The sequence below is a fragment of the Rossellomorea sp. ABR4_004 genome, assembly GCF_056159585.1.
This window is the reverse complement of record NZ_JBSWVM010000003.1, coordinates 280,798-306,599: the sequence shown is the minus strand read 5'-3', so window position 1 is coordinate 306,599 and position 25,802 is coordinate 280,798. Positions and strand designations below refer to the sequence as shown.

Genomic DNA, 25,802 nt, shown 5'->3' with positions numbered 1-25,802 from the left:
GGGGAAAGAAGATGTTCCTCAAACAACTAGAAGTAATGGGGTTTAAATCTTTTGCAGAAAGAATATCCGTGGAGTTTGTCCCGGGCGTTACAGCCGTTGTGGGACCAAACGGCAGTGGGAAGAGCAATATTATAGATGCGATTCGCTGGGTACTGGGTGAGCAATCAGCGAAAAGTCTTCGCGGATCAAAAATGGAAGATGTTATATTTGCAGGGAGTGATTCAAGAAAAGCCCTTAATATAGCAGAGGTAACCCTTGTCTTGGATAATGAAGACGGTGCCCTTCCCATCGATTACAGTGAAATCAGCGTAACAAGACGAGTGTATCGCTCTGGAGATAGTGAGTATTTACTTAATAAACAACCTTGTCGATTGAAAGACATCATTGAATTATTTATGGATTCAGGTTTGGGGAAAGAAGCTTTCTCTATTATCAGTCAAGGGAAAGTGGAGGAAATCCTAAATAGTAAGCCTGAAGAACGAAGAACCATTTTTGAAGAGGCAGCCGGAGTATTAAAGTATAAAACCCGAAAGAAAAAGGCGGAGAATAAGTTATTCGAAACACAGGAAAATCTTAATCGTGTGAATGACATTCTTCATGAATTGGAAGGGCAGGTAGAACCCCTTAAAATTCAAGCTTCGATGGCACGTGATTATTTGGAAAAAAAAGAAGAGCTGGAGAAGTTCGAGGTTGCATTGACGGTCTATGATATTGAGGATTTACATAAGCAGTGGGAAAAGCTTAGTGAAGAATTTGAACAACATGGGAAAGAAGAACTGGCACTTTCTACACGTATACAGAAGAAAGAAGCCGTTCTGAGCCAAACCCGTGATAAAATTGCGGCTCTGGATGAGTCAATTTCAAATCTTCAGGAAGTTCTCCTGGCTACAAGTGAAGAATTGGAAAAACTTGAAGGTAGAAAACAAGTATTAGTGGAACGGAAGAAAAATTCGTCTACTAACGAAACTCAATTAAAGCAATCGATAGATGAAGCAGAGGAACAAATTCAACAAATGACTTCTGAAAAAGAAAAAGCAGAAATGGAATTCAAGTCTATCGATGCAGACGTTAAGGAACTTAAAGAGCTGCTCATTACGAAACAGAATCAATTCAAGCATTACAATGAAAATATTGAAGATGTAATAGAATCTTTCAAAAGTGATTACATTGAAAAACTGAATCAGCAGGCGTCAGCCAAAAATGAAATTCAGTACCTTGAGCAGCAGCTGGAGCAGCAATCCAATCGAAGTGGCCGATTAGAAGCAGAAAATGAAAAGTATGTGATTCAGCGTGATGAATTGCATCAGAGTCACAAAGAACTTTCGAAAGAGCTGCAGCAACAAAAAGAGGTAATCGATGAACACATATTCTTCTATCGTGAGGAACAGCAAAAGCTTGAGTCTGTGAAGGCTAAATATGAAAAGCAGGAAAAAACCCTATATCAAGCTTTCCAATTCCTGCAACAGGCGAAATCCCGGAAAGAAATGCTTGAGGAAATGGAAGATGACTATACAGGTTTCTTCCAGGGTGTCAAAGAAGTCCTTAAGGAACGTGACGGTCAGTTAACCGGGGTTCAAGGAGCGGTTGCGGAACTGATAACCGTACCTAAAACATATGAAACGGCAATGGAGACAGCTTTGGCAGCCTCCATGCAGCATATCGTGGTCGATACTGAAGAAGATGGCCGAAAAGCCATTGCTTTCTTAAAGAAGAATCAATACGGCCGTGCTACTTTCTTGCCGATGAACGTGATCAAAGGGAAATCGATACCCGATAGTCAAAAAAATATGCTGAAGGGTCATTCTGCTTTTATAGGAGTTGGAACTGATCTTCTTAATTATGATGAGCGCTTTCAAATGGTGATTTCTAACCTGGTTGGCAATGTGATTATCACGAAGGATTTAAAGGGTGCAAATGAAATCGCAAAGCTTATACAATATCGCTACCGTCTAGTAACTCTGGACGGAGACGTGGTGAATCCCGGTGGGTCCATGTCCGGTGGTACCGTGAAGCAGAAGAAAAATTCGCTTCTCTCCAGAAAAGGTGAGCTTGAAGATATGAAAGAAAAGCTTTCAACGATGGAAAGCCAGACTGAACAGCTTCAATCTCAAGTGAAATCACTGAAAGAAGAAAGCAGCTTTAGAGAGAAGAAGCTGGAAGAAATGAGAGTGAAAGGAGAGCGTTTGCGACTCAAGGAGCAAGAACTTCTTTCCCAACTGCGTGAAAATGAATTATCCCAGCAGAATTTGGATGAAAGGCTTTCACTATATGACTTGGAGAAAAAAGACTTTACATCGGTTAAAGAGAAGCATGATTCCAGAACGAAGGAATTAAGAGCGTCTCTGGATGAAATAGGAGAAGATATTAAAAGGCTCGATCAAAAGATTAGCGAGCTTACTCTCCAAAAAAATAGTGAACGAACGTCCAAGGATGCTTTATTGAATGAAATCAGTGATATAAAAGCAAATCTCGCCGCACGAAACCAGCAATTGGTTAACGGTCGTAATCAATTAATCCGTGTGCAGGAAACGATCGTCGAGACAAACAAGCGGAAAGCAACTTTACAAGATGATTTGGAGTGGCTGCAGACTGAAATGAAGGATAATTTTTCAGGAGAAGAGCAGCTTGGGAAGAAGGCTGAAGAGTGTTCCATTCAAAAATCAGAAACTTCAAATCTGATTACTATACGACGGGAAGAGCGTTTAAATCTTCAACATACGGTTGAAGACGAGGAGCTCGAGTTGAAAGAATTAAAGCGTCAGCATAAAGGGTTGGTAGGAGCTTTAAGGGACGAGGAAGTGAAAATCAATCGCCTGGATGTTGAACTGGAAAATCGACTTGATCATTTACGCGATGAGTATATGCTTTCGTTTGAAGCGGCTAAGTCAGACTACCCCCTAACAATTGAGGTCGAAGAAGCGAGAAAGAAAGTGAAACTTGTGAAATTGGCATTGGAAGAACTGGGAACCGTAAATCTCGGTGCCATTGATGAGTATGAACGAGTGAAGGAAAGATACGAATTTTTAGTGGAGCAGAAGAATGATCTGACGGAAGCGAAGGACACACTTTACCTCGTCATTAATGAAATGGACACAGAAATGATCAAACGCTTTGATCAAACCTTTACGGCTATTCAAGTGGAATTTGAAGGGGTATTTAAGGCATTATTTGGAGGGGGAAGAGCGCAGTTGAAGCTGACAGATCCATCTGATCTCCTTCATACGGGGGTTGATATAGTAGCCCAACCCCCAGGGAAAAAGCTGCAGAACCTTGGACTGATGTCCGGGGGAGAACGAGCTTTAACGGCCATTGCCCTGCTTTTTTCAATCCTCAAGATCAGACCGGTCCCATTCTGTATTCTGGATGAGGTAGAGGCAGCTCTTGATGAAGCAAATGTACAGAGGTTCAGTCAATATTTAAAGAAATTCAGTGACGAAACACAATTCATCGTCATTACTCATCGTAAAGGAACAATGGAGGAAGCCCACGTTCTGTACGGTGTAACGATGCAGGAATCCGGGGTGTCCAAATTAGTATCAGTCAGACTGCAAGAAACAAAGGAATTAGTAGAAACTTAATGAGTGGGGTGTGAAGGTTGAGTTTTTTTAAGAAGCTTAAAGATAAATTTACACAGTCGAGTGATAATGTATCAGAGAAATTTAAAGATGGATTAAGTAAAACGAGAAATAACTTTACAACAAAGGTCAATGACCTGGTTGCGAGATACCGCAAAGTGGATGAAGACTTCTTTGAAGAGCTGGAAGAAATCCTGATCGGAGCGGATGTTGGCTTTGACACGGTCATGGAACTGATAGACGAACTAAAACTTGAAGTGAAGCGAAAGAATATTCAAGACACTGAAGGTGTGCAATCAGTCATTTCAGAGAAGCTTGTTGAAATCTACCAAGGAGATCGTCATGAAGACAGCAGTCTGAACATTCAAGATGATCAGCTGACGGTTTTGCTGTTTGTGGGAGTTAATGGTGTAGGGAAGACGACGACCATTGGGAAGATGGCTCATATGTTCAAGGAACAAGGTAAGAACGTGGTACTTGCTGCAGGTGATACATTCCGTGCAGGCGCAATCGAACAGCTTGAAGTATGGGGGGAGCGTGTAGGAGTTCCAGTCATTAAACAAGCGGCAGGAAGCGACCCGGCAGCGGTTATGTTCGATGCGGTTCAATCAGCAAAAGCAAAAAAAGCGGATATTCTCATTTGTGATACAGCAGGAAGATTACAAAATAAAGTGAATCTGATGAAAGAGCTTGAAAAAGTGAAGAGGGTGATTGAAAGAGAGATTCCAGGTGCTCCTCATGAAGTTCTACTCGTTCTGGACGCAACCACAGGTCAGAATGCCATGGTCCAAGCGAAAACCTTTAAAGAAGCAACGAATGTTTCAGGAATCGTCTTGACGAAGCTGGATGGTACAGCAAAAGGTGGTATTGTCCTTGCGATCAGAAACGAGCTTGAAATCCCTGTGAAATATGTAGGTCTGGGTGAAAAAATGGACGATCTCCAGCCGTTCGATGCTGAAAAGTATGTATACGGCTTATTCTCTAACCTGGTTGATAAAGAAGAAGAATAGATTCGAGAATCGATAGGTAGCCTGCTGGAAGACTTTATAAAGTCTTCTTGCAGGTTACTCTTCTTTTATGTGGAGAGTTATGGATTATTCTCTTTAAAAATCCATAAGTATCCTTGACAAACACCCGTAAACACTGTATTCTTCATATGTAAAGGTTTTTCACTTAACAAGGAGGGATATCCGTGCTGGAGAAAACGACCAGAATGAATTATCTCTACGATTTTTATCAATCTTTGTTAACTCCAAAGCAGAGAAGCTATATGTCCCTTTATTATTTGGATGATTTCTCTTTAGGAGAAATTGCTGAAGAGTATAATGTTAGTCGACAAGCAGTGTATGATAACATTAAACGAACAGAGGCCATGATCGAGGAGTACGAAGAAAAGCTTTTATTATTTAAAAAATTTCAAGAACGCAACGAGATTCTTGATCAACTCAGGCAAAAAATAGGAGAACCATCAATTGATTCTGCTTATTGTTTAAAACTCATTGATGATCTTGAAATATTGGATTAGGAGGCGGCATGAATGGCATTTGAAGGATTAGCCGACCGACTGCAAGGTACAATACAAAAAATCCGTGGAAAAGGAAAGATTTCAGAAGCGGATGTTAAAGAGATGATGCGTGAAGTTCGTCTTGCTCTTTTGGAAGCAGACGTTAATTTTAAAGTGGTGAAGCAATTCGTCAAGAAAGTAAGTGAACGGGCTGTCGGACAAGAAGTCATGAAGAGTCTTACCCCGGGACAACAGGTCATCAAGGTTGTTCAGGAAGAGCTTACAAATTTGATGGGTGGCGAACAAAGTCAGATTGCCGTCGCTAAACGTCCTCCAACTGTCATTATGATGGTTGGTTTACAAGGTGCAGGGAAAACGACGACCACTGGAAAGCTTGCGAACCTGCTTCGAAAGAAACATAACCGCAAACCACTATTAGTGGCTGCTGATATTTATCGTCCCGCTGCCATCAAACAGCTTGAAACCATCGGGAAGCAATTAAGCCTACCTGTGTTTTCACTGGGAGATCAGGTGAGTCCTGTTGAGATTGCGAAAAAAGCCATCGAAAAGGCAAAAGAAGAACATCACGATTATGTTCTGATTGATACAGCAGGTCGACTTCACATTGATGAAAACCTGATGGGAGAGTTAAAAGAAATTAAAGAACTCTCAAATCCAGATGAGATATTCCTCGTAGTGGATGCCATGACAGGTCAAGATGCGGTTAATGTTGCGCAAAGCTTTAATGAAGACCTTGGCATATCGGGTGTTGTGCTGACAAAACTTGATGGGGATACTCGAGGCGGGGCCGCACTATCAATCCGTTCCGTCACTGAAAAACCGATTAAATTTGTTGGGATGGGTGAAAAGATGGATGCGTTAGAAGCATTCCATCCTGAGCGCATGGCATCACGAATCCTCGGTATGGGAGATGTTCTTTCCCTAATTGAGAAAGCTCAGGCCAATGTGGATGAAGAGAAGGCCAAAGAACTTGAACAAAAAATGCGTACCATGTCTTTCACTTTTGATGATTTCCTGGAGCAATTAGGTCAAGTGAGGCAAATGGGCCCACTTGATGAGTTACTGAAAATGATGCCTGGAGCTAACAAAATGAAGGGCTTGGATAAGATTCAAGTCGATGACAAGCAGATCAGTCATGTTGAGGCAATCATTCAATCGATGACGGGTGATGAGAAAATTCATCCTGAAACCATCAATGCTTCGCGTCGGAAAAGAATTGCAAAGGGGAGCGGAACATCCATTCAAGAGGTAAACCGACTTCTCAAACAATTCGAGGACATGAAGAAAATGATGAAACAAATGAGCGGCATGCAAGGAAAAGGTAAGAAAAAAGGGATGAAATTCCCATTTATGTAAGCAATTCATTCAATTTTTCACAAGAAAAATTGAACTGTTAAGAAAAAACACTTTACAAACAAAATACACATTTGATATTATACTAACTTGTGTGAAACTATTCGGAGGTGCTTTAATTATGGCAGTAAAAATCAGATTAAAACGTATGGGAGCAAAAAAATCTCCTTTCTATCGTATCGTAGTTGCAGATTCTCGTTCACCACGTGATGGACGTCAAATCGAAACAGTTGGAACTTACAACCCAGTTGCTAAACCAGCTGAAGTGAAAATCGATGAAGAGTTGGCTCTTAAATGGTTATCTAATGGTGCTAAACCATCTGACACAGTTCGTAACCTATTCTCAAAACAAGGCATTATGGAAAAATTCCACAATGCTAAAAACAGCAAGTAATCGATTAGATCGATGAAAGATCTTATTCTAACGATTGTGAAACCCTTAGTTGACCATCCGGACTCGGTCCACATCGAAACTGATGAGGGAACGAACGGCAAAACCTATAAGTTATCTGTTCATCCTGAAGACATGGGTAAGGTCATTGGGAAACAAGGGAGAGTAGCTAAATCGATTCGAACTGTGGTATACGCTGCAGCAGGATCTTCACAACAGAAGAAAATCTTCTTAGAGATAGTGGAGTAAGGAAGCCAACATTTGGCTCTTTACACGAAAGGGTCCTATGACCTTGAACACCGACTCTATTGAATCAGGGGACTGACCCACAAAGGTTACTACATAGCCTTAAGACGTCAGTCCCCTTTTTCATAGGCTAATGCTGCATAATCTAAGGAATGACCTGGACGATCCAACACTCCCCCGAGAGAACACCCTAAGGATTTAGTACGACAGCGTGGGGTGAATAGAAGGAGGAAGAAGAACCTTTGAATGTGATACATACGATTACGATTAAACAGGTGTTAACTGAGAAGAGTAAGGATCTGTTAATGAAACGATATGAAAATCAAAAGTTTCATTTAGCTAAGGAAAGCGATCAGTTACAGTTTGAAATGAAAAAGATTGAACGTGGTAAGAAATATCCGTCCCATAAATTAAATCAGCACTTCGAAAGAGAATTGAATGAGCGGGCTGAAAAGATCAAGCTTTTGGATTTCCAAATCGAGCAGTTAAATATCCTTCCTATTGGAAGCGAGCTAAAGGAAAAGGAAGTCCAGGGTATGATTGACATACAAGTTGGTGACAATTGGGAAGAAGAAGCACTTTCTAAGACAATTATAATTGAAGATGGTATTGTGAAAGAAATTCGTTGATGCAAGAGGTGAAAGCGATGGAAAAGTGGTTTAATGTTGGTAAGATTGTCAATACTCATGGAGTTAAAGGGGAATTAAAGATCGTTTCTACGACAGATTTTCCTGAGGAACGATATCAAAAAGGAAACACACTTTACTTGTTTCAAGGTAAAAACCAAGAACCGATCAGTCTCGTGATCAAATCTCATCGAAATCATAAGAGCTTTGATTTATTGACCTTCGAAGGGTATGAAAATATCAATGAGGTTGAGAAGTTTAAAGAAGGTATCCTGAAGGTACAGGAAGACCAATTACAGGAACTGGAAGAAGGAGAATACTATTTCCACGAAATCGTTGGCTGTAAGGTCTTAACAACTGCCGGGGAAGAGCTTGGAACCATTAAAGAGATTCTAAGCCCGGGAGCGAACGACGTATGGGTTGTGAAGGGTCCAAGAGGGAAAGAATACCTTATCCCATACATAGAGGATATCGTGAAGACGATCGACATAGAGGAACAGCTCGTTACGATTGAACCGATGGAAGGTTTGTTGTCATGATGAGAATTGATGTCCTGTCTTTATTCCCATCTATGTTCGAGGGGATCTTTGGTGAATCGATTCTTAAGAAAGCTTACGAAAAAGAAGCCGTAAGCTACAATGTGATTAACTTCAGGGAATACGCTGATAATAAACATAATCAAGTTGATGATTATCCTTACGGTGGAGGAGCCGGAATGGTATTAAAGCCACAGCCTATTTTTGATGCTGTCGATGCATTAAAGAATGAGCAACAATCAAAGCCAAGGGTCATCCTGATGTGTCCGCAAGGGGAACGCTATACACAACAAAAGGCGGAGGAACTTGCTAAGGAAGAGCATCTCGTATTTATATGCGGTCATTATGAAGGGTACGATGAGCGGATCAGGGAGCATGTCGTAACGGACGAAATATCAATTGGAGACTATGTATTGACTGGTGGGGAACTTGGCGCCATGGTTGTCATCGATAGTGTAGTTCGCCTGCTTCCTGGAGTGCTTGGAAATGAGGATTCACCCATTCAGGATTCGTTCTCATCGGGACTCCTTGAACATCCCCATTATACCCGTCCGTCCGACTTTAGGGGGATGAAGGTACCGGAGGAGCTGATCTCAGGGAATCACCGGCTGATAGATGAATGGAGAGAGAAAGAGAGTCTCAGAAGAACCTTTGAAAGAAGACCGGATCTATTAGAAAGCTATACGCTCACAGATCGACAAAAAGCCTGGATAGAGGAATGGAGAAAGTCTGAATAGGCTATTGCATCCTGCCGGTCTGTGTGATATTATATTCTTTGTGGCTTGGGGGGTTATCCCCTGTTGCCATTGATCCCGATGTTCCGCTGCAATCAATCGCTTTTGTAAGAGCATCTGTTGGAAGGAGTTGAAAAAGATGCACAAATTAATCGAAGATATTACGAAAGAACAACTTCGCTCTGATCTACCATCTTTCCGTCCTGGTGATACAGTACGTGTACACGTTAACATCGTTGAGGGTACTCGTGAACGTATTCAGGTATACGAAGGAGTAGTAATCAAACGCCGCGGTGGCGGTATCAGCGAAACATTTACTGTTCGTAAAATTTCTTACGGTGTAGGTGTTGAACGTACTTTCCCAGTACACACACCAAAAATCGCTAAATTAGAAGTTATTCGTCGCGGTAAAGTCCGTCGTGCGAAACTTTATTACCTGCGTAACCTACGTGGTAAAGCGGCACGTATTAAAGAAATTCGATAAGAACGTAAGAAAAGGAGCTTGGAGACAAGCTCCTTTTCCTTATTTCACAAGATTTGTTGTGTAATAAATGAAACGTCCGAAGTAGACGTCCTGTCTATTTTAATGAAGCCACCTTTTTTTAATGAGAAATACAAGAATTTCTAGTAGAATAGAAAAAGATAGAAAAATACATTGGGTGGTGGAGATGTGGTTAAAGAGAAAAATGAGTGGTGGGAGTGGATGAAGGCACTGTTGATCGCAGTAGGTTTAGCTGCAATTATCAGATTCTTTTTATTTGCACCCATTGTTGTCGATGGATTATCAATGATGCCTACTTTACATAATGGAGATCGAATGATTGTAAGTAAATTAGGGGAGCCGGAGCGATTTGATATCGTCGTTTTCCATGCACCTGAACAAAAAGACTATATTAAACGCGTCATCGGACTCCCGGGGGATAAAGTAGAATACAAAAATGATACATTATATATTAATGGAAAAGCGTATACCGAACCATACTTACAAGAGTATAAAGAACAATTAAATGATGGTGTGTTAACAGAAGATTTCACTTTAAATGATATCATTGAAAAAGGCACGGTTCCTGAAGGAGAAATCTTTGTGATGGGTGACAATCGCCGTTTCAGCAAAGATAGTCGTCACATCGGTACAGTTCCAATGGAAGAAGTCATTGGTGATACAAAAATGATCTATTGGCCTGTTAAAGATATAGGTTTCGTGAAATAATAGAAAAAAGTTGTTTGGAGGTGGTCATATGACAATACAATGGTTCCCAGGGCATATGGCTAAAGCTCGTAGACAAGTTACTGAGAAGTTAAAACTTGTAGACATTGTGATTGAATTAGTAGATGCGAGAATACCGTTATCGTCAAGAAATCCAATGATTGAAGAAATTATTGGACAAAAGCCGCGACTTGTTTTGTTAAATAAAGCAGACATGGCAGATACACATAGAACGAATCAATGGATTTCTTATTTTAAAGAGCAAGGAATAACGGCTCTTGCTGTAAATGCACAGGCTGGCAAAGGACTTCAAGTCATAGTTCAAGCCGCTAAAGAAATATTAAAAGAAAAGTTCGACCGCATGAAATCACGAGGAATGAGACCCCGTGCCATAAGAGCCATGATTGTCGGCATTCCTAACGTAGGAAAATCCACATTAATCAATCGCCTGGCTAAGAAAAATATAGCGAAAACTGGAAATACTCCTGGGGTGACAAAAGCCCAGCAATGGATCAAAGTAGGGAAAGAGCTTGAACTGCTCGACACGCCGGGAATATTATGGCCCAAGTTTGAAGATCCGCAAGTTGGATATAAGCTGGCATTGACCGGTGCCATTAAAGATACCATCCTAAATTTACAGGATATCGCCGTTTATGGTTTGCGATTTCTTGAAGAGCACTATCCAGAGCGATTAGAAGAGCGCTACGGCCTCGAAGAAATACCTGAAGAAGTAGTGGATAGCTTCGATAAAATTGGAGCTAAAAGAGGCTGTCTGATGGCTGGTGGAGAAGTGAACTATGACAAGACATCTGAAATTATCGTACGTGACATCCGAAATGTACAATTAGGACCCATGACGTTTGACATCATTGGTGAGACTGAGCGGGAGAGCGAATAAAAAAAGAGGCTGTAAAAAGAGGGGATCTCTTTTGCGCAGCCTCTTTATTTATGTGAAGTACATCCGATATATAGAGGAGGAGCAATGTGAATACAGTACATATGACCATTAAAGAAATAAGAGAATTCATCAAGTCTGCTTCTGCTCATGATCCGATTCTTGAGGAATTGAAAAAGGACGAAAGAATGGGTGTTCAAAAACTATTAAAACAGTTTGAACGCGAGCAGATAAAACGAAAGAAAGAAAGAGAAGAATTTGCCCTCCTTACTCAATATGAAAGTGAACTTCACCAGCAAGGGTTTACCCACATTGCAGGAATCGATGAAGTGGGTAGAGGTCCTTTAGCAGGTCCTGTGGTAGCGGCTGCCGTCATTCTGCCCCATGACTTCTATTTGGCGGGATTAAATGATAGTAAGAAGATAACAGAAGCAAGAAGAGAAGATTTCTATGAATACATCATGGAGCACGCAATATCTATTGGAGTAGGAATGATACATGCGGATGAAATTGATTCCATAAATATTTATCAGGCTACAAAAAAGGCTATGAGTGAAGCGATCGTCAGCTTGCCGGTTCAACCTGAGTATTTACTGATCGATGCGATGAAAATTCAATCGCCATTCCCGAGTCAGTCGATCATTAAAGGAGATTCGAAAAGTATATCCATCGCCGCAGCATCCATCATCGCCAAGGTGACACGTGACCGACTGATGAAGGAGTATGCAACCACCTATCCTGGGTATGCGTTTGAGAAGAATGCGGGATATGGAACAAAGGATCACTTAGGCGGGCTGGAGAAATTAGGAGTGACGCCGATTCATCGAAAGAGCTTTGCACCTGTGAAGGAGCTGCTTTAGATTAGCAGCCTGTTGGACTGTATAAACAAAATGAATCGATTATGATTCACAATGAACGGGAGACACGGATATGACCCATATTCATGGTATTAACAGTAACCATCCCATTGACCAAAAGCCCTATTCCATTCAAAGTGGAAAAGTTCTATCTATCAGCGTCCATAAGCTGTTAGGAGAGGGCAATGCAGTGGTGTCAGCAAATGGACAACGGTTTATTGCAAAAATTGAGGCGCCGATGGAAGCTGGAGAACGTTATTGGGTAGAAGTGAAACAATCGGAAAGTAGGGTAAGTCTACATCTAATCCCGAACCGTGGGCAAACTGGAGTAGTAATAGGTAAACATGCATCATCAGATCTATTACAGCATTTTTCCATATCAACAAGTAGGAAAGAAATGAACGACTTTGTTATGGAGCTCATGAAAAAAAACATTCCCATTCATAAAGAGCTGCTATTATTCGGAGAGAAACATTTGAAAGGAAAAGATTCATCAGAAAATGTGAAAACCCTGGTTGAAATGGCTAAGAGGGACATGCCGCTTTCTGACAGGGTCTTTCTCTCGATGAGAGCGGGAACATCAACAGGCAGCATTTTATCCATGTTAACTGAGCTAGCTTCAAAGTTAAGGGGAACTGGAAGGGACACGGCCACGCTTCATTTACTTACTGGGATCCAGAAGCCGTTGAATAGGCTGGGGTCAGAAAAGCTTGTGATAAATGCACTATCCAGTTTAGTTGATTCTTCCCAAATCTTCTCAAATCGTTTAGGTCATTTCGATCTATTGAAATCACTAGGCGTCATTCCGAAAGAAATTCCCATGTATCAATGGAGGGAAGGGTTAAAGACAACGGTTTTAGAAGAGCTGAAACAGTCTTCACAAGGGCAATGGGAAAGAAAGATAGAGCTTCTAAGAACCAGATTGGCGGACATTCCAGGTGCAGCACCGGGACAGCTTCGAAATGATCTGGGTCATCTTCTATCTCCTAATATCAGCAAGGGTCAGGAACCTCCTAAACTATCTGGTACTCAAATCGATAAATGGATTACTATTTTATTGAATTCAGAGACCGTCCTAAATGAAAGAACGGACAAACCTTCCTTCCTGGCAGCTAAAGAGCTCATGGGAGTAGTTGGGGAGGGAAAGTGGCGGTCCATTGAGATGAACTATGTGAGGCTCTTGCAATCTTATGGAAGAGGTGCACCTGCATCGAACATGGAACGGCTATTTCACAAACTTCACCTACAGATAGAACAAGAACTCACTCAGACGATACGCGGAGAAGAACTGGCAAGGGTGTTGAAGAAAGTAATTGGAACGTTTGGGATTAACTTTGAAGCTCAGTTACAAAAAAACGGACAAGAGCTTCAGCATCATCCAACAATCAAGCAGCATCTCATTGGATTAAGTCAAAATCACCCACTCGCAGATATTCGGATGCTAGCCGATGATCTTGTTCTCAAGATGAACCACCAAGTGCTTCAATCACAGGAGAGTTCTCCTTTTCTAACAATCGTACAACAATTCCCTTTTTCTCTATTTGGACAGAGCACCGATATCACCCTTCAGTGGACAGGGAAAGAGAAAGAAAAAGGTGTGATTGATGGAGACTACTGCCGGGTTTTATTTTATTTAGAGCTGGATATCTTGAAAGAGACATTAATCGATATGCAGGTTCAAAACCGAGTGGTCTCCCTGACTATTTGGAATGACCACCCAAACGCAGAGAAAATGTCCAGATCATTTGTTCCTGGATTAAAAGAAGGTCTTGAGAAGCTGGACTATCAACTATCCATGATAAAGGTGAAAGCTCCGGATAAGCAGGTTGAGCTTTCTGATAAGATCATTGCAGAACGCTTAAAAACGTTTTCGGGAGTTGATTTAAATATATGAAAAACCCTCATGAGAGAAAAGAAGCGATTGCTTTAGGCTACAATCAAAGTAGTGAATCAGCTCCAAAGGTCCTTGCTAAGGGGAAGGGAATCATTGCTGAAAACATCTTGGCTCAAGCAAAAGACCATCAAATACCGGTACAAGAAGACAAGAGCTTACTTTCTCTTCTTGGAAACCTGGATGTAGGAGAGTCAATACCTGAAGAATTATATGGTGCTGTAGCGGAGGTTTTTGCTTTTATCTATCGATTAGACAGGGATATAGCGAGGAAGGGATAATTTCTTTGGCCAATCTGATTTACTCATGTCTCCAATCGGAATTATATTTTTTAAGAATAATATTTTCAAAGATAACTTCTTCAAGAACAATGGAACATATGGAGTAATACTACTATTTTAAGTTCAGAATTTTAAAATTAATATAATATTTTTAGCATAATGGTAGACAGATATACTGTCATTTTATACAATGAAAGCGCAGTCTATTTTTTGAAGAGTTTGATAGGAGGATGGAAAATGAATATCCATGAATATCAAGGTAAAGAAATCCTCAGAAATTACGGGGTATCCGTACCAAATGGTAAAGTGGCATTTACAGCTGAAGAGGCAGTAGAAGCGGCGAAGACATTAGATTCCAGCGTGTATGTAGTGAAAGCCCAAATCCATGCAGGTGGTCGAGGTAAAGCTGGCGGAGTTAAAATCGCTAAAAGCCTGGACGAAGTGCGTACATATGCAGATGAGTTAATCGGTAAAACTTTAGTAACTCACCAAACAGGTCCTGAAGGTAAGGAAGTAAAGCGCTTACTTATTGAAGAAGGCTGTGATATTAAGAAAGAATATTACGTAGGTCTGGTACTTGACCGCGCAACTTCCCAAGTTGTTCTGATGGCTTCTGAAGAAGGCGGAACAGAAATCGAAGAAGTAGCAGAAAAAACACCGGAAAAAATCTTTAAAGAGTATATTGATCCAGTTGTTGGATTAACAGGTTTCCAAGCGAGACGTATTGCATTCAATATCAATATTCCTCAAAAACTTGTTGGAAAAGCAGCTAAGTTCATGATGGGTCTATACAACGTGTACGTTCAAAAGGATGCTTCTATTGTTGAAATCAATCCTTTAGTTGTAACAGGTGATGGAGACGTAATGGCATTGGATGCGAAGTTCAACTTCGATTCAAATGCGTTATACCGTCAAAAAGATGTGATTGAATTACGAGATCTTGAAGAAGAAGATGCAAAAGAAATCGAAGCTTCTAAATATGACCTAAGTTATATTTCCCTGGATGGAAATATCGGTTGCATGGTTAACGGAGCCGGTCTTGCCATGGCAACGATGGACATCGTAAAGCATTACGGCGGAGATCCCGCTAACTTCCTTGATGTTGGGGGCGGTGCGACAGCAGAAAAGGTAACAGAAGCATTTAAAATCATTCTTTCTGATGAAAACGTTAAAGGTATTTTTGTTAATATCTTCGGTGGAATCATGAAATGTGATGTTATTGCAACAGGTGTTGTAGAAGCAGCTAAGCAAATCGGTCTTCAAGTTCCACTTGTGGTTCGTCTTGAAGGTACAAATGTTGACTTAGGAAAAGAAATCCTTAATAAATCAGGATTGAATATCATTGCAGCCGAATCTATGGCGGACGGCGCACAAAAAATCGTTGAGCAAGTAGGCTGAGAAAGGCGGGGGACTAATGAGCGTATTTATTAATAAAGATACCAAGGTTGTTGTACAAGGGATTACAGGATCAACAGCTCTTTTCCATACGAAGCAAATGCTTGAATACGGTACACAAATCGTGGCAGGTGTAACACCTGGAAAAGGCGGAACTGAGGTTGAAGGCGTACCTGTTTTCAATACAGTTGAAGAAGCAAAGAAGGCAACTGGCGTAAATGCATCCGTCATTTATGTTCCTGCTCCGTTTGCAGCAGATGCAATCATGGAAGCGGTAGATGCCGAGCTTGATTTGGCAATCTGTATTACTGAACATATCCCGGTATTGGATATGGTGAAGGTTAAGCGTTATATGGAAGGCAAGAAAACACGCCTTGTAGGACCGAACTGTCCAGGAGTCATCACTCCTGAAGAGTGTAAAATCGGGATCATGCCTGGTTACATCCATACGAAAGGTCATGTAGGGGTTGTTTCACGTTCTGGTACACTTACGTATGAAGCAGTTCACCAGCTTTCACAAGCGGGAATCGGTCAATCAACGGCTGTCGGTATCGGTGGAGATCCTGTGAACGGAACAGACTTTATCGATGTATTGAAAGCATTCAATGAAGATGAAGATACGTATGCCGTCATCATGATTGGTGAAATCGGCGGTACTGCTGAAGAAGAAGCTGCAGAATGGGTTAAAGCCAACATGACTAAGCCTGTAGTAGGATTCATTGGTGGACGTACAGCTCCTCCAGGAAAACGTATGGGCCATGCAGGTGCGATCATTTCAGGTGGTAAAGGAACAGCTGATGAGAAGATTCGCGTTATGAATGATTGCGGAATTCAAGTTGCTCCAACTCCTTCAGATATGGGTGAAACATTAATAAAAGTCCTTAAAGAAGAAGGAATCTTAGATAAGTGTAAAACTCATTAATGATGTATTGAGACTGATGGCATTCAAGCTATCAGTCTCAGTTTTATATTCTCTATTAAATATATTCAGGAGGTAATAAATGAAAGAACGTCGTCATATTCTATTTCATCTTCATCATTGTCGGGGAATTGGATTGAAAGGAACAAAAAGAATACTAGAATCCCTCCCGAAATTACACTCTATCTTTGAATTATCACCTTCCACGCTTCAACAGATAACGCTTTCTACCCCTGCCAATTCAGAACTCTTCTATAGAGATCTTCATTCATTCAATTCAGACCGATACAAAAAGCTTTATTCGGAAAATGATATAGACTGGATCACACTTATGGACGAAGACTACCCTGCTCTACTAAGAAACGTATATGATCCCCCCTTTCTTCTCTTCTTAAAAGGAAACAGGAATCTCCTTCATGGTCCAAAGAAATTGGCCATTATCGGTTCGAGAAATGCCACCACTTATACGGATGAAATTCTTCGCGATATGATTCCACAGCTGGTGAAGAAAAAGATAATCATTGTAAGTGGCCTGGCGCAAGGTGCCGATACGGTGGCTCATAATGAATCGATTCAATCAGGTGGCCAAACGATAGGTGTCCTTGGTGGAGGTTTTAACCACATTTATCCTAAGCAAAATGAAGGACTTGCCCGTCATATGATGAAACATCAGCTTCTCCTATCTGAATATCCCCCTTATATTAAACCAAAAAAATGGCAATTTCCTTTTAGAAATAGGATCATCAGCGGTCTTTCCGATGCAGTTCTTGTTACAGAAGCAAGAAAAAAGAGCGGAACATTCATCACGGCTGATTATGCATTAAATGAAGGAAGAGAAGTATTGTGTATACCAGGATCCATATATGAGCCTTTAGCAGAAGGAACCAACAGTTTAATCCAGGAAGGTGCAAGGATGGTCTTATCAATAGAAGATATTTTTTCAGAACTGGGAGTATAAATTATGAAAATATGATATAAAATCTTTTAATAACGTAGGGGTTTTTTCCATGTTTGAATGAATAATTACAAGTTATTTATACAAAATGGTTGCATTTATTGTGAAACTGTTATACATTTTGCAACAGGTATCTAAAACTATATATAAGAGAAATAAATCGTTAAAAGTAGTGATTATCTACACTGATATCAATTCTATACCTATGTGAATGAAAGTGTAAACGTTTCCGTTTCACTTGGATCATAAACATTCCAAGGTGCTATAAACAGTGATTATTTCCCTCTTTAAGGAGGCATATTGGATGGCAGATTATTTAGTAATTGTAGAGTCGCCGGCAAAGGCGAAAACAATTGAGCGTTATTTAGGAAAAAAATATAAGGTCAGGGCTTCAATGGGCCACGTCAGAGACTTACCGAAGAGTCAAATGGGCGTAAATGTAGAAAACGAATTTGAACCCAAGTATATAACGATACGGGGTAAAGGACCTGTATTAAAAGAATTGAAAACCGCAGCAAAAAAAGTTAAAAAAATCTTCCTCGCGGCTGACCCCGACAGAGAAGGAGAAGCCATTGCCTGGCATTTGGCTCACAGCCTTGACATGGACACCACTTCCGACTGTCGTGTGGTATTCAATGAGATTACGAAGGATGCGATTAAAGAGTCTTTTAAGCATCCACGCGCGATCAACATGGATTTAGTCGATGCTCAGCAGGCACGCAGGATTTTAGATCGATTAGTGGGTTATAACATCAGCCCGCTCCTTTGGAAGAAAGTGAAAAAAGGTCTGAGTGCAGGGAGAGTGCAATCCGTCGCACTAAGATTAATTATCGACCGGGAAAATGAAATCAAAAGCTTTACTCCAGAAGAGTACTGGTCAATAGAAGCTGAATTCACAAAAGGAAACGATACATTCCAGGCATCGTTTTACGGAATGGACGGTAAGAAGGTTGAATTGAAGACCGAAGAAGATGTGAAAGAAGTGCTTGGTAAAGTAAAAGGGAAGTCCTTTGAAATTAACAAAGTAACAAAAAAGGAAAGAAAGAGGAATCCTGCTCCGCCATTTACGACTTCTTCACTACAGCAGGAAGCAGCGAGAAAATTAAACTTCCGTGCAAAGAAAACCATGATGCTTGCCCAACAATTATATGAAGGTATCGAGATGGGGAAAGAAGGCACGGTTGGTTTTATTACTTATATGAGAACCGACTCGACTCGTATTTCTGAAGTGGCTCAAAAAGAAGCGAACGAATACATCATCAATAAATATGGAAATGACTTCGTTAAACAGACTGAGCGTAAAGAGAAGAAACAACAAAAATCTCAAGATGCTCACGAAGCCGTCCGTCCAACAAGTACATTAAGGGATCCGGCTTCAGTGAAAGAATTTCTTTCAAGAGATCAATACAGACTTTATAAATTGATTTGGGAACGATTTGTAGCAAGTGAAATGTCCCCGGCGATAATGGATACGATGAGTGTTGATATTGTAAATGGTTCCGTCATGTTTAGAGCAACCGGCTCTAAAGTGAAGTTTCCAGGCTTTATGAAAGTGTATGTTGAAGGGTCTGATGATCAGAAAGAAGAAAAAGACAACCTGCTGCCAGCCTTGGAAGAAAATGATAAAGTGAAAAGTGAAAGCATTGACCCAAATCAGCATTTCACTCAACCACCACCAAGGTATACAGAAGCAAGACTCGTTAAGACCTTGGAAGAACTGGGTATTGGCCGTCCTTCTACATATGCCCCCACTCTTGATACAATTCAACGAAGAGGCTATGTAACACTGGATAATAAGCGTTTCATCCCGACTGAACTGGGGGAAATCGTCTTAGAACTGGTGAGAGAGTTCTTCCCTGATATCATTGATGTCGAGTTTACGGCAAACATGGAGCGCAGCCTGGATGATATTGAAGACGGTAATGTGAAGTGGGAAAGAATCATCGACCGTTTTTATAAGGATTTTGAAAAGCATTTGGAAAAAGCGGAAAATGAGATGGAAAAAATCGAAATCCGCGATGAACCTGCCGGTGAAGATTGTGAAGAATGCGGACATCCAATGGTATTCAAAATGGGTCGTTATGGAAAGTTCATGGCCTGCAGTAATTTTCCTGATTGCAGAAATACTAAGCCAATCGTCAAGGAAATCGGTGTGAAATGCCCAAAATGTGAAAAAGGCAATATCATCGAACGAAAAAGCAAGAAAAAGCGTATTTTCTACGGTTGTGATCAATATCCTGAATGTGACTTCTTATCATGGGATAAGCCGATTGAACGTAAATGTCCGAAGTGTTCAGAATTACTTGTAGAGAAAAAGCTTAAAAAAGGTAATCAAATTCAATGTACGAATTGTGATTATAAAGAAGAACCTCAGAAATAGTGTGAGTTTTTCAGTTCCTCTGATTAATAAAAAAAATGATTGATTGTTGAACAATGAACTTATACAATGTAACAAGGGACTGTCCCAACAGGTGATTTCTCTATTATCTGTTGGGTCAGCCCTTTTCTGTTTGTATTTAGTCAAAAAGACAAATTCTCGATATGCTTTTGTCTTTTGTATCTTTGTGCATTGGTGTACAATACAAATTGGTTAAGATGAAGGATCGATTTTCAGGAGGTTTATATAGATGCCAGTTAATGTTATTGGAGCAGGGTTAGCGGGAAGTGAAGCCGCTTGGCAGATTGCGAAGAGGGGAATAAAGGTTAACCTTTTTGAAATGAGGCCGGTACGTCAAACACCTGCCCATCATACAGATAAATTTGCAGAGCTTGTTTGCAGTAATTCGCTTAGAGCGAATACATTAACCAATGCTGTTGGTGTATTAAAAGAGGAAATGCGGCATTTGGATTCCGTCATCATGTCAGCAGCCGATGCCTGTTCCGTTCCTGCAGGAGGAGCATTGGCCGTGGATCGTCACGAATTTGCAGCCCATGTCACAAACAAAGTGAAGAATCACCCGAATGTCACGGTATATAATGAAGAGGTTACGGATTTACCCGAAGGGATCACCATTATAGCAACAGGACCACTTACAAGTGAGAGTCTTTCAGAGAAAATCAGAAAAGTAACAGGAGAAGAACATTTATATTTCTACGACGCAGCCGCCCCGATCATTGAGAAAGATTCCATTGATATGGACAAAGTGTATTTGAAATCCCGGTATGACAAAGGGGAAGCGGCATACTTAAATTGCCCGATGACAGAAAGTGAGTTCAATCGTTTCTACGAAGCCCTTATTTCAGCTGAAACGGTGCCCTTAAAAGAATTTGAAAAAGAAATATACTTTGAAGGCTGTATGCCGATAGAAGTGATGGCATCCAGAGGCAAGAAAACCATGCTATTTGGTCCTTTAAAACCCGTGGGATTAGAAGACCCTAAAACAGGTAAACGACCATATGCCGTTGTCCAGTTAAGACAAGATGATGCAGCAGGAACACTTTACAATATTGTGGGCTTCCAAACTCATTTAAAGTGGGGCCCGCAAAAAGAAGTCCTTCAATTAATTCCTGGACTAGAGAGTGCGGAAATTGTCCGTTTTGGGGTGATGCACAGAAATACCTTCATCAACTCTCCCAATGTTCTTATGGATACCTATCAACTTAAAGAAAATGAGAACCTGTTTTTTGCCGGACAAATGACTGGAGTGGAAGGGTATGTGGAATCTGCTGCCAGCGGGCTGATCGCGGGAATCAATGCAGCGAAATTGGCTATGGGTGAATCACCCGTAGTATTCCCTCATGAAACAGCGATTGGAAGTATGGCAAGATATATTACGACGGCCAACAAAAACAACTTCCAACCGATGAATGCTAACTTCGGTCTACTCCCTGATCTGCCCAAAAAGGTCAAAGGCAAAAAAGAGCGTAATGAGCAACACGCTAATCGGGCCTTAGAAACAATTCAGAACTTTGTGAAAAAAGTGTAAAATTCATTGCAAGGGTAGCTGGGTTGTGTTACTATTTAGTAGCCCTTGTGAGGTGTTAAAAATGAAAAATCAATTATATGAACAATTACAATCCTTTACTGAATATATACAAATAGAAAAGCATTATTCTGCTCACACTTTTGAACAATATCGTCATGATATTGAAGAGTTCTACGTATTTATGAAAGAACAAGGTTTAAGTTCATTAAAAGATGTCGAGTATTCTGATGCGAGACTTTTTTTAACTAAGCTGCATGATCATGGTTTAATGAGATCTTCCATTTCAAGGAAGGTATCCAGTTTAAGAAGTTTTTACCGTTATTTAAATCGGGAAAAGCAGCTCACTGATAATCCATTTTCCTTTGTGAATCTTCCTAAAAAAGAACAGCGATTGCCTAAATTTTTTTATGAGGAAGAAATACAAGCATTGTTAGAAGCGTGTGGAGGAGACAAGCCTTTAGACATTCGCAACCGGGCCATCTTTGAGATCCTGTATGCTACCGGAATTCGCGTAAGTGAATGCACAAGCATACAACTGAAGGACGTAGATTTCGGGCTTTCCACAATCCTTGTTAAAGGTAAGGGTAACAAAGAGAGATATGTACCATTTGGAAGCTTTGCCCACGATGCTATAGAACAATACATAACAGAGTCCCGGCCTAAGTTGATGAAAAATCAAACTCATACCCAATTGCTGGTCAATCATCGTGGAGGAGCATTAACCCAAAGAGGGATACGTCTTATCTTAAATAAAATGATCGAGAAGGCTTCCTTGACGGGAAAAATCCATCCACATATGTTAAGACATACGTTTGCCACGCATTTACTTAATAATGGTGCCGATTTAAGAACGGTTCAGGAACTACTTGGACACTCACAATTATCATCAACTCAAGTATATACCCATGTATCGAAGGATCAGTTGAGAAAAACATATTTGGCACATCATCCACGTGCTTAGAAGAGTTGGAGGTCAGGATATGGAACAATTCCACGCAACCACTATTTTTGCCGTACAGCATAAAGGCAAATGTGCGATGTCCGGGGACGGACAGGTGACATTTGGTAATACTGTTGTGATGAAGCATACAGCAAAAAAAGTACGGAAGCTATTTAATGGAAAAGTATTAGCGGGTTTTGCCGGGTCTGTTGCCGACGCATTCACATTATCAGAAAAATTCGAGGGGAAACTTCAGGAGTTTAATGGGAATCTCCCAAGAGCAGCTGTTGAATTAGCGAAAGAGTGGAGAAGCGACAAGGTATTAAGAAAGCTTGAGGCGATGTTGATTGTAATGGATGAAAATCACTTGCTGCTAATCTCCGGGACTGGTGAAGTGATTGAACCGGATGATGGGATTTTAGCCATTGGATCAGGTGGTAATTATGCATTATCTGCGGGGAGAGCTTTAAAACAATACGCAGGTGACCATTTATCTGCCAGGGAAATCGCTCAGTCTTCCTTACAAATCGCTGCTGATATATGTGTATATACAAATAACCAAATTATTGTTGAAGAGCTGTAAACATTAATCATTAGATTGAAATTTTATATTCTTTTACACTAAAGGGAAAGTAAGGAGTGTGCCATTTGATGAAGAGTACTGATCACTTAACTCCAAGGCAAATTGTTGAACGTCTCGATCAATATATCGTAGGACAGAAAGATGCAAAGAGAGCGGTAGCTGTTGCATTACGAAATCGATATCGCCGTAGCCTTCTTCCTGATGTATTAAAGGATGAAGTGATTCCAAAGAACATTTTAATGATGGGACCAACCGGGGTCGGTAAAACAGAGATTGCCAGAAGGATTGCTAAGCTTGTGAGAGCTCCTTTTGTAAAAGTAGAGGCAACTAAGTTTACTGAAGTCGGCTATGTTGGGCGCGATGTAGAATCAATGGTGAGAGATTTAGTCGAAACATCTGTCCGACTGGTGAAAGAAGAGAAAATGGTAGGGGTGCGTGAAAGAGCAGCTGAAAATGCTAACCGCCGCTTAGTGGAACTTGTTGTACCATCTAAGAAAAAGTCCACTTCTTACAAAAACCCATTTGAAATGATCTTTGGTGGTAATCAGACTCAGGACACTTCGGAAGAAGAGGAAGAAAAGCAAGAAGAGATTTCCCTTCATGAGCAAAGGCGCAGAGTGGAAAAAAGGCTTCACAATGGTGAACTAGAAGAGGAGTTCATCTCGATTGAAGTAGAAGAGCAGCAGCCCTCGATGTTCGATATGCTTCAAGGCTCCGGTATGGAACAAATGGGCATGAATATGCAGGATGCTATGAGCAACTTTATGCCAAAGAAAAAGAAAAAACGTAAATTAAAGGTGAAAGAAGCAAGAGTCGTTCTTACAAATGAGGAAGCTCAAAAGCTTATCGATATGGATGAAGTAACCCAGGAGGCAATCGTGCGTGCAGAACAATCAGGAATCATCTTTATCGATGAGATTGATAAAATAGCAAGCAAGAGCTCTGGCCAATCTTCAGCTGATGTTTCGAGAGAAGGGGTTCAGCGTGACATCCTTCCTATTGTAGAAGGATCTACGATTGTTACAAAGCATGGTTCGGTGAAAACAGATCACGTCCTTTTCATAGCCGCAGGTGCCTTTCACATGAGTAAACCATCCGATCTTATTCCGGAATTACAAGGCCGTTTTCCAATCAGAGTGGAACTTCAGAAGCTTTCTACAGAAGACTTTGTGCGTATACTCGTTGAACCTGATAATGCAATCATTAAACAATATATTGCTTTAATGGAAACAGAAGGTATACAAATTGAATTTTCTGACGATGCTATTCGTAGACTTGCTGAAATTGCCTATGATGTAAACCAGAACACGGATAATATAGGAGCGAGAAGACTTCATACCATTATGGAAAAACTTCTCGAGGACCTTTCCTTTGAAGCTCCGGACATTACTTTGGAAACAGTTAATATCACACCTAAGTACGTGGATGATAAATTAGGGGCCATAGCTAAGAATAAGGATCTGAGTCAGTTTATTCTATAAGTTTTTACCTTCGTTCTATTGGGTAAAGATAGATGAATCAATTAGAATTCAAAATTTAATAATAGATACACTTAAGTTGTAGTAGGAGGAAATGTAATGAATTTATTAGGTAAAACAAGAACCATTAATGCTATGCTGCAAAAAGCAGCCGGTAAACCAGTTAATTTTAAAGAAATGTCAGAAACACTTAGCAAGGTCATTGAAGCAAATGTATTCGTCGTAAGTCGCCGAGGGAAATTACTTGGCTACGCCATTAATCAGCAAATTGAAAATGAGCGAATGAAACAAATGCTTGCTGATCGTCAATTCCCTGAGGAGTATACTCAAAACTTGTTTAATGTTCAAGAAACTTCTCCAAACCTGGATGTTAACAGTGAATATACTGCTTTCCCTGTTGAAAATAGAGAATTCTTCAAAAATGGGCTAACGACAATCGTCCCTATTATTGGTGGAGGTGAAAGACTGGGTACATTAATTCTAGCCCGTCTTGAAGCAAGCTTCGAAGATGATGATCTGATTATGGGTGAATATGGTGCAACTGTAGTAGGAATGGAAATTCTTCGTGAAAAAGCAGAAGAAATTGAAGTGGAAGCCAGAAGCAAGGCTGTCGTACAAATGGCGATCAGTTCTTTATCTTACAGTGAGCTTGAAGCGATTGAGCATATCTTTGAAGAGTTAAATGGTAATGAAGGTCTTTTGGTTGCTTCTAAAATTGCCGATAGAGTGGGAATTACGCGTTCAGTAATCGTCAATGCCCTTCGTAAATTAGAAAGTGCGGGAGTAATTGAGTCTCGTTCACTGGGTATGAAAGGTACTTACATTAAAGTATTAAACAATAAATTCTTAGTTGAGTTAGATAAGCTTCGCACAAATTAATCCAATGAAAAGCTGTTCCCTGTTAAATGGGAACAGCTTTTTTATTTGGATACCTTATTGCATTCTTCTGTAGGCATCCTCTGCTTTTGCATCAGCCAGCTTATGCTTGTCGCCTCTTGGAAAAGTTCCTCCGCTTTTGTAGTTCAATTGGGCGGAAATGTCTGATTGTTTAGGGAAAATAAGTCGAATGGACTATTGGTAATCTTTCTTAAGGTATTGTCATATAAGGCATGAATAGTACAATAAAGTTACAACAATGTTACGACTATATTCGACAGTTTGTTTAATTAAGATGACAAAGTGAGTATATAATGCCATTCACCTCTTGGAAGGTGATATTTTCATGTGCAAAAGAGTGTTATAAGGTGTTTAAACCATCTTAAACACGCTAATGTTTGATTTCATTCTTATAAAAGCGAGTCGGACAAGTATATACATATGTAATATATATGTAATAAAATTAGAAAAATTCACATTAAATTGGTAAAATATCCTTGGGAATTTAAGGGTTAAATATAGATTAAAAGTCACGAATTCTTTGAATATCGCCCTCATTCTTGAAAATTTACGGAATATTCATAGACACTAATCTTGCTAAACATTACAATAA

At 40.4% G+C, this 25,802-nt stretch carries 24 protein-coding genes; all 24 read left to right on the top strand.

Features of this window, described 5'->3' with window-relative positions:
* Nucleotides 1-11 precede the first annotated feature (11 nt).
* The 24 genes from smc to codY all read left to right on the top strand — a co-directional run bounded on the left by smc (nucleotide 12) and on the right by codY (nucleotide 25,192).
* Complete coding sequence (smc, locus tag ACXAF2_RS18545; RefSeq protein WP_475140881.1) at nucleotides 12-3,578, top strand: chromosome segregation protein SMC; 3,567 nt, start codon at nucleotides 12-14, stop codon at nucleotides 3,576-3,578.
* A gap of 17 nt (nucleotides 3,579-3,595) precedes the next feature.
* Nucleotides 3,596-4,585: a signal recognition particle-docking protein FtsY gene (gene ftsY / locus ACXAF2_RS18540; RefSeq protein WP_475140880.1), complete on the top strand. Its 990-nt coding sequence runs from the start codon at nucleotides 3,596-3,598 to the stop codon at nucleotides 4,583-4,585.
* A 182-nt stretch (nucleotides 4,586-4,767) separates the two neighbouring features.
* Complete coding sequence (locus ACXAF2_RS18535) at nucleotides 4,768-5,100, top strand: putative DNA-binding protein (protein WP_475140879.1); 333 nt, start codon at nucleotides 4,768-4,770, stop codon at nucleotides 5,098-5,100.
* A 12-nt stretch (nucleotides 5,101-5,112) separates the two neighbouring features.
* Complete coding sequence (ffh, locus tag ACXAF2_RS18530; RefSeq protein WP_475140877.1) at nucleotides 5,113-6,456, top strand: signal recognition particle protein; 1,344 nt, start codon at nucleotides 5,113-5,115, stop codon at nucleotides 6,454-6,456.
* Between the two features lie 118 nt (nucleotides 6,457-6,574).
* The gene (gene rpsP / locus ACXAF2_RS18525) at nucleotides 6,575-6,847 is read left to right on the top strand and encodes a 30S ribosomal protein S16 (protein ID WP_032088859.1); all 273 of its coding nucleotides are present in this window, start codon (nucleotides 6,575-6,577) and stop codon (nucleotides 6,845-6,847) included.
* A gap of 12 nt (nucleotides 6,848-6,859) precedes the next feature.
* A complete protein-coding gene (locus tag ACXAF2_RS18520; RefSeq protein ID WP_475140876.1) occupies nucleotides 6,860-7,093 on the top strand; it encodes a KH domain-containing protein in 234 nt (77 codons plus the stop codon).
* A 239-nt stretch (nucleotides 7,094-7,332) separates the two neighbouring features.
* Nucleotides 7,333-7,719, top strand: a complete 387-nt coding sequence (locus ACXAF2_RS18515) for a YlqD family protein (RefSeq protein WP_148968717.1) — start codon at nucleotides 7,333-7,335, stop codon at nucleotides 7,717-7,719.
* A gap of 17 nt (nucleotides 7,720-7,736) precedes the next feature.
* The gene (gene rimM, locus ACXAF2_RS18510; protein WP_475140875.1) at nucleotides 7,737-8,255 is read left to right on the top strand and encodes a ribosome maturation factor RimM; all 519 of its coding nucleotides are present in this window, start codon (nucleotides 7,737-7,739) and stop codon (nucleotides 8,253-8,255) included.
* On the top strand, nucleotides 8,255-8,989 hold the full coding sequence (gene trmD / locus ACXAF2_RS18505) for a tRNA (guanosine(37)-N1)-methyltransferase TrmD (protein WP_475141289.1): 735 nt from the start codon (nucleotides 8,255-8,257) through the stop codon (nucleotides 8,987-8,989). The genes rimM and trmD overlap by 1 nt, the downstream gene beginning before the upstream one ends.
* 136 nt (nucleotides 8,990-9,125) lie before the next feature.
* Entirely contained in the window at nucleotides 9,126-9,470 is a 345-nt protein-coding gene (gene rplS, locus ACXAF2_RS18500) for a 50S ribosomal protein L19 (protein WP_032088854.1), read from the top strand.
* A 186-nt stretch (nucleotides 9,471-9,656) separates the two neighbouring features.
* Nucleotides 9,657-10,196, top strand: a complete 540-nt coding sequence (gene lepB, locus ACXAF2_RS18495; protein ID WP_475140872.1) for a signal peptidase I — start codon at nucleotides 9,657-9,659, stop codon at nucleotides 10,194-10,196.
* 28 nt (nucleotides 10,197-10,224) lie between these two features.
* The gene (gene ylqF, locus ACXAF2_RS18490; protein WP_475140870.1) at nucleotides 10,225-11,091 is read left to right on the top strand and encodes a ribosome biogenesis GTPase YlqF; all 867 of its coding nucleotides are present in this window, start codon (nucleotides 10,225-10,227) and stop codon (nucleotides 11,089-11,091) included.
* 101 nt (nucleotides 11,092-11,192) lie between these two features.
* A complete protein-coding gene (locus ACXAF2_RS18485) occupies nucleotides 11,193-11,948 on the top strand; it encodes a ribonuclease HII (protein ID WP_475141287.1) in 756 nt (251 codons plus the stop codon).
* A 70-nt stretch (nucleotides 11,949-12,018) separates the two neighbouring features.
* Nucleotides 12,019-13,839 carry a hypothetical protein gene (locus ACXAF2_RS18480; protein ID WP_475140868.1) on the top strand — a complete coding sequence of 607 codons (1,821 nt, stop codon included), beginning with the start codon at nucleotides 12,019-12,021 and terminating at the stop codon, nucleotides 13,837-13,839.
* Nucleotides 13,836-14,117: an EscU/YscU/HrcU family type III secretion system export apparatus switch protein gene (locus ACXAF2_RS18475; RefSeq protein ID WP_475140866.1), complete on the top strand. Its 282-nt coding sequence runs from the start codon at nucleotides 13,836-13,838 to the stop codon at nucleotides 14,115-14,117. The genes ACXAF2_RS18480 and ACXAF2_RS18475 overlap by 4 nt, the downstream gene beginning before the upstream one ends.
* 237 nt (nucleotides 14,118-14,354) lie before the next feature.
* On the top strand, nucleotides 14,355-15,515 hold the full coding sequence (gene sucC, locus ACXAF2_RS18470; protein ID WP_426891310.1) for an ADP-forming succinate--CoA ligase subunit beta: 1,161 nt from the start codon (nucleotides 14,355-14,357) through the stop codon (nucleotides 15,513-15,515).
* 16 nt (nucleotides 15,516-15,531) lie between these two features.
* The gene (gene sucD, locus ACXAF2_RS18465) at nucleotides 15,532-16,434 is read left to right on the top strand and encodes a succinate--CoA ligase subunit alpha (protein ID WP_475140863.1); all 903 of its coding nucleotides are present in this window, start codon (nucleotides 15,532-15,534) and stop codon (nucleotides 16,432-16,434) included.
* Nucleotides 16,435-16,513: 79 nt separating this feature from the next.
* Nucleotides 16,514-17,389 carry a DNA-processing protein DprA gene (gene dprA, locus ACXAF2_RS18460; RefSeq protein WP_475140861.1) on the top strand — a complete coding sequence of 292 codons (876 nt, stop codon included), beginning with the start codon at nucleotides 16,514-16,516 and terminating at the stop codon, nucleotides 17,387-17,389.
* A 301-nt stretch (nucleotides 17,390-17,690) separates the two neighbouring features.
* A complete protein-coding gene (gene topA / locus ACXAF2_RS18455) occupies nucleotides 17,691-19,766 on the top strand; it encodes a type I DNA topoisomerase (protein WP_475140859.1) in 2,076 nt (691 codons plus the stop codon).
* A gap of 247 nt (nucleotides 19,767-20,013) precedes the next feature.
* A complete protein-coding gene (trmFO, locus tag ACXAF2_RS18450; RefSeq protein WP_475140857.1) occupies nucleotides 20,014-21,312 on the top strand; it encodes an FADH(2)-oxidizing methylenetetrahydrofolate--tRNA-(uracil(54)-C(5))-methyltransferase TrmFO in 1,299 nt (432 codons plus the stop codon).
* A 61-nt stretch (nucleotides 21,313-21,373) separates the two neighbouring features.
* The gene (gene xerC / locus ACXAF2_RS18445; RefSeq protein WP_475140855.1) at nucleotides 21,374-22,273 is read left to right on the top strand and encodes a tyrosine recombinase XerC; all 900 of its coding nucleotides are present in this window, start codon (nucleotides 21,374-21,376) and stop codon (nucleotides 22,271-22,273) included.
* Nucleotides 22,274-22,292: 19 nt separating this feature from the next.
* On the top strand, nucleotides 22,293-22,835 hold the full coding sequence (gene hslV / locus ACXAF2_RS18440) for an ATP-dependent protease subunit HslV (protein WP_324748084.1): 543 nt from the start codon (nucleotides 22,293-22,295) through the stop codon (nucleotides 22,833-22,835).
* Nucleotides 22,836-22,903: 68 nt separating this feature from the next.
* Nucleotides 22,904-24,316, top strand: a complete 1,413-nt coding sequence (gene hslU / locus ACXAF2_RS18435) for an HslU--HslV peptidase ATPase subunit (protein WP_475141285.1) — start codon at nucleotides 22,904-22,906, stop codon at nucleotides 24,314-24,316.
* A gap of 96 nt (nucleotides 24,317-24,412) precedes the next feature.
* Complete coding sequence (codY, locus tag ACXAF2_RS18430; RefSeq protein ID WP_148968731.1) at nucleotides 24,413-25,192, top strand: GTP-sensing pleiotropic transcriptional regulator CodY; 780 nt, start codon at nucleotides 24,413-24,415, stop codon at nucleotides 25,190-25,192.
* Nucleotides 25,193-25,802: the final 610 nt, after the last annotated feature.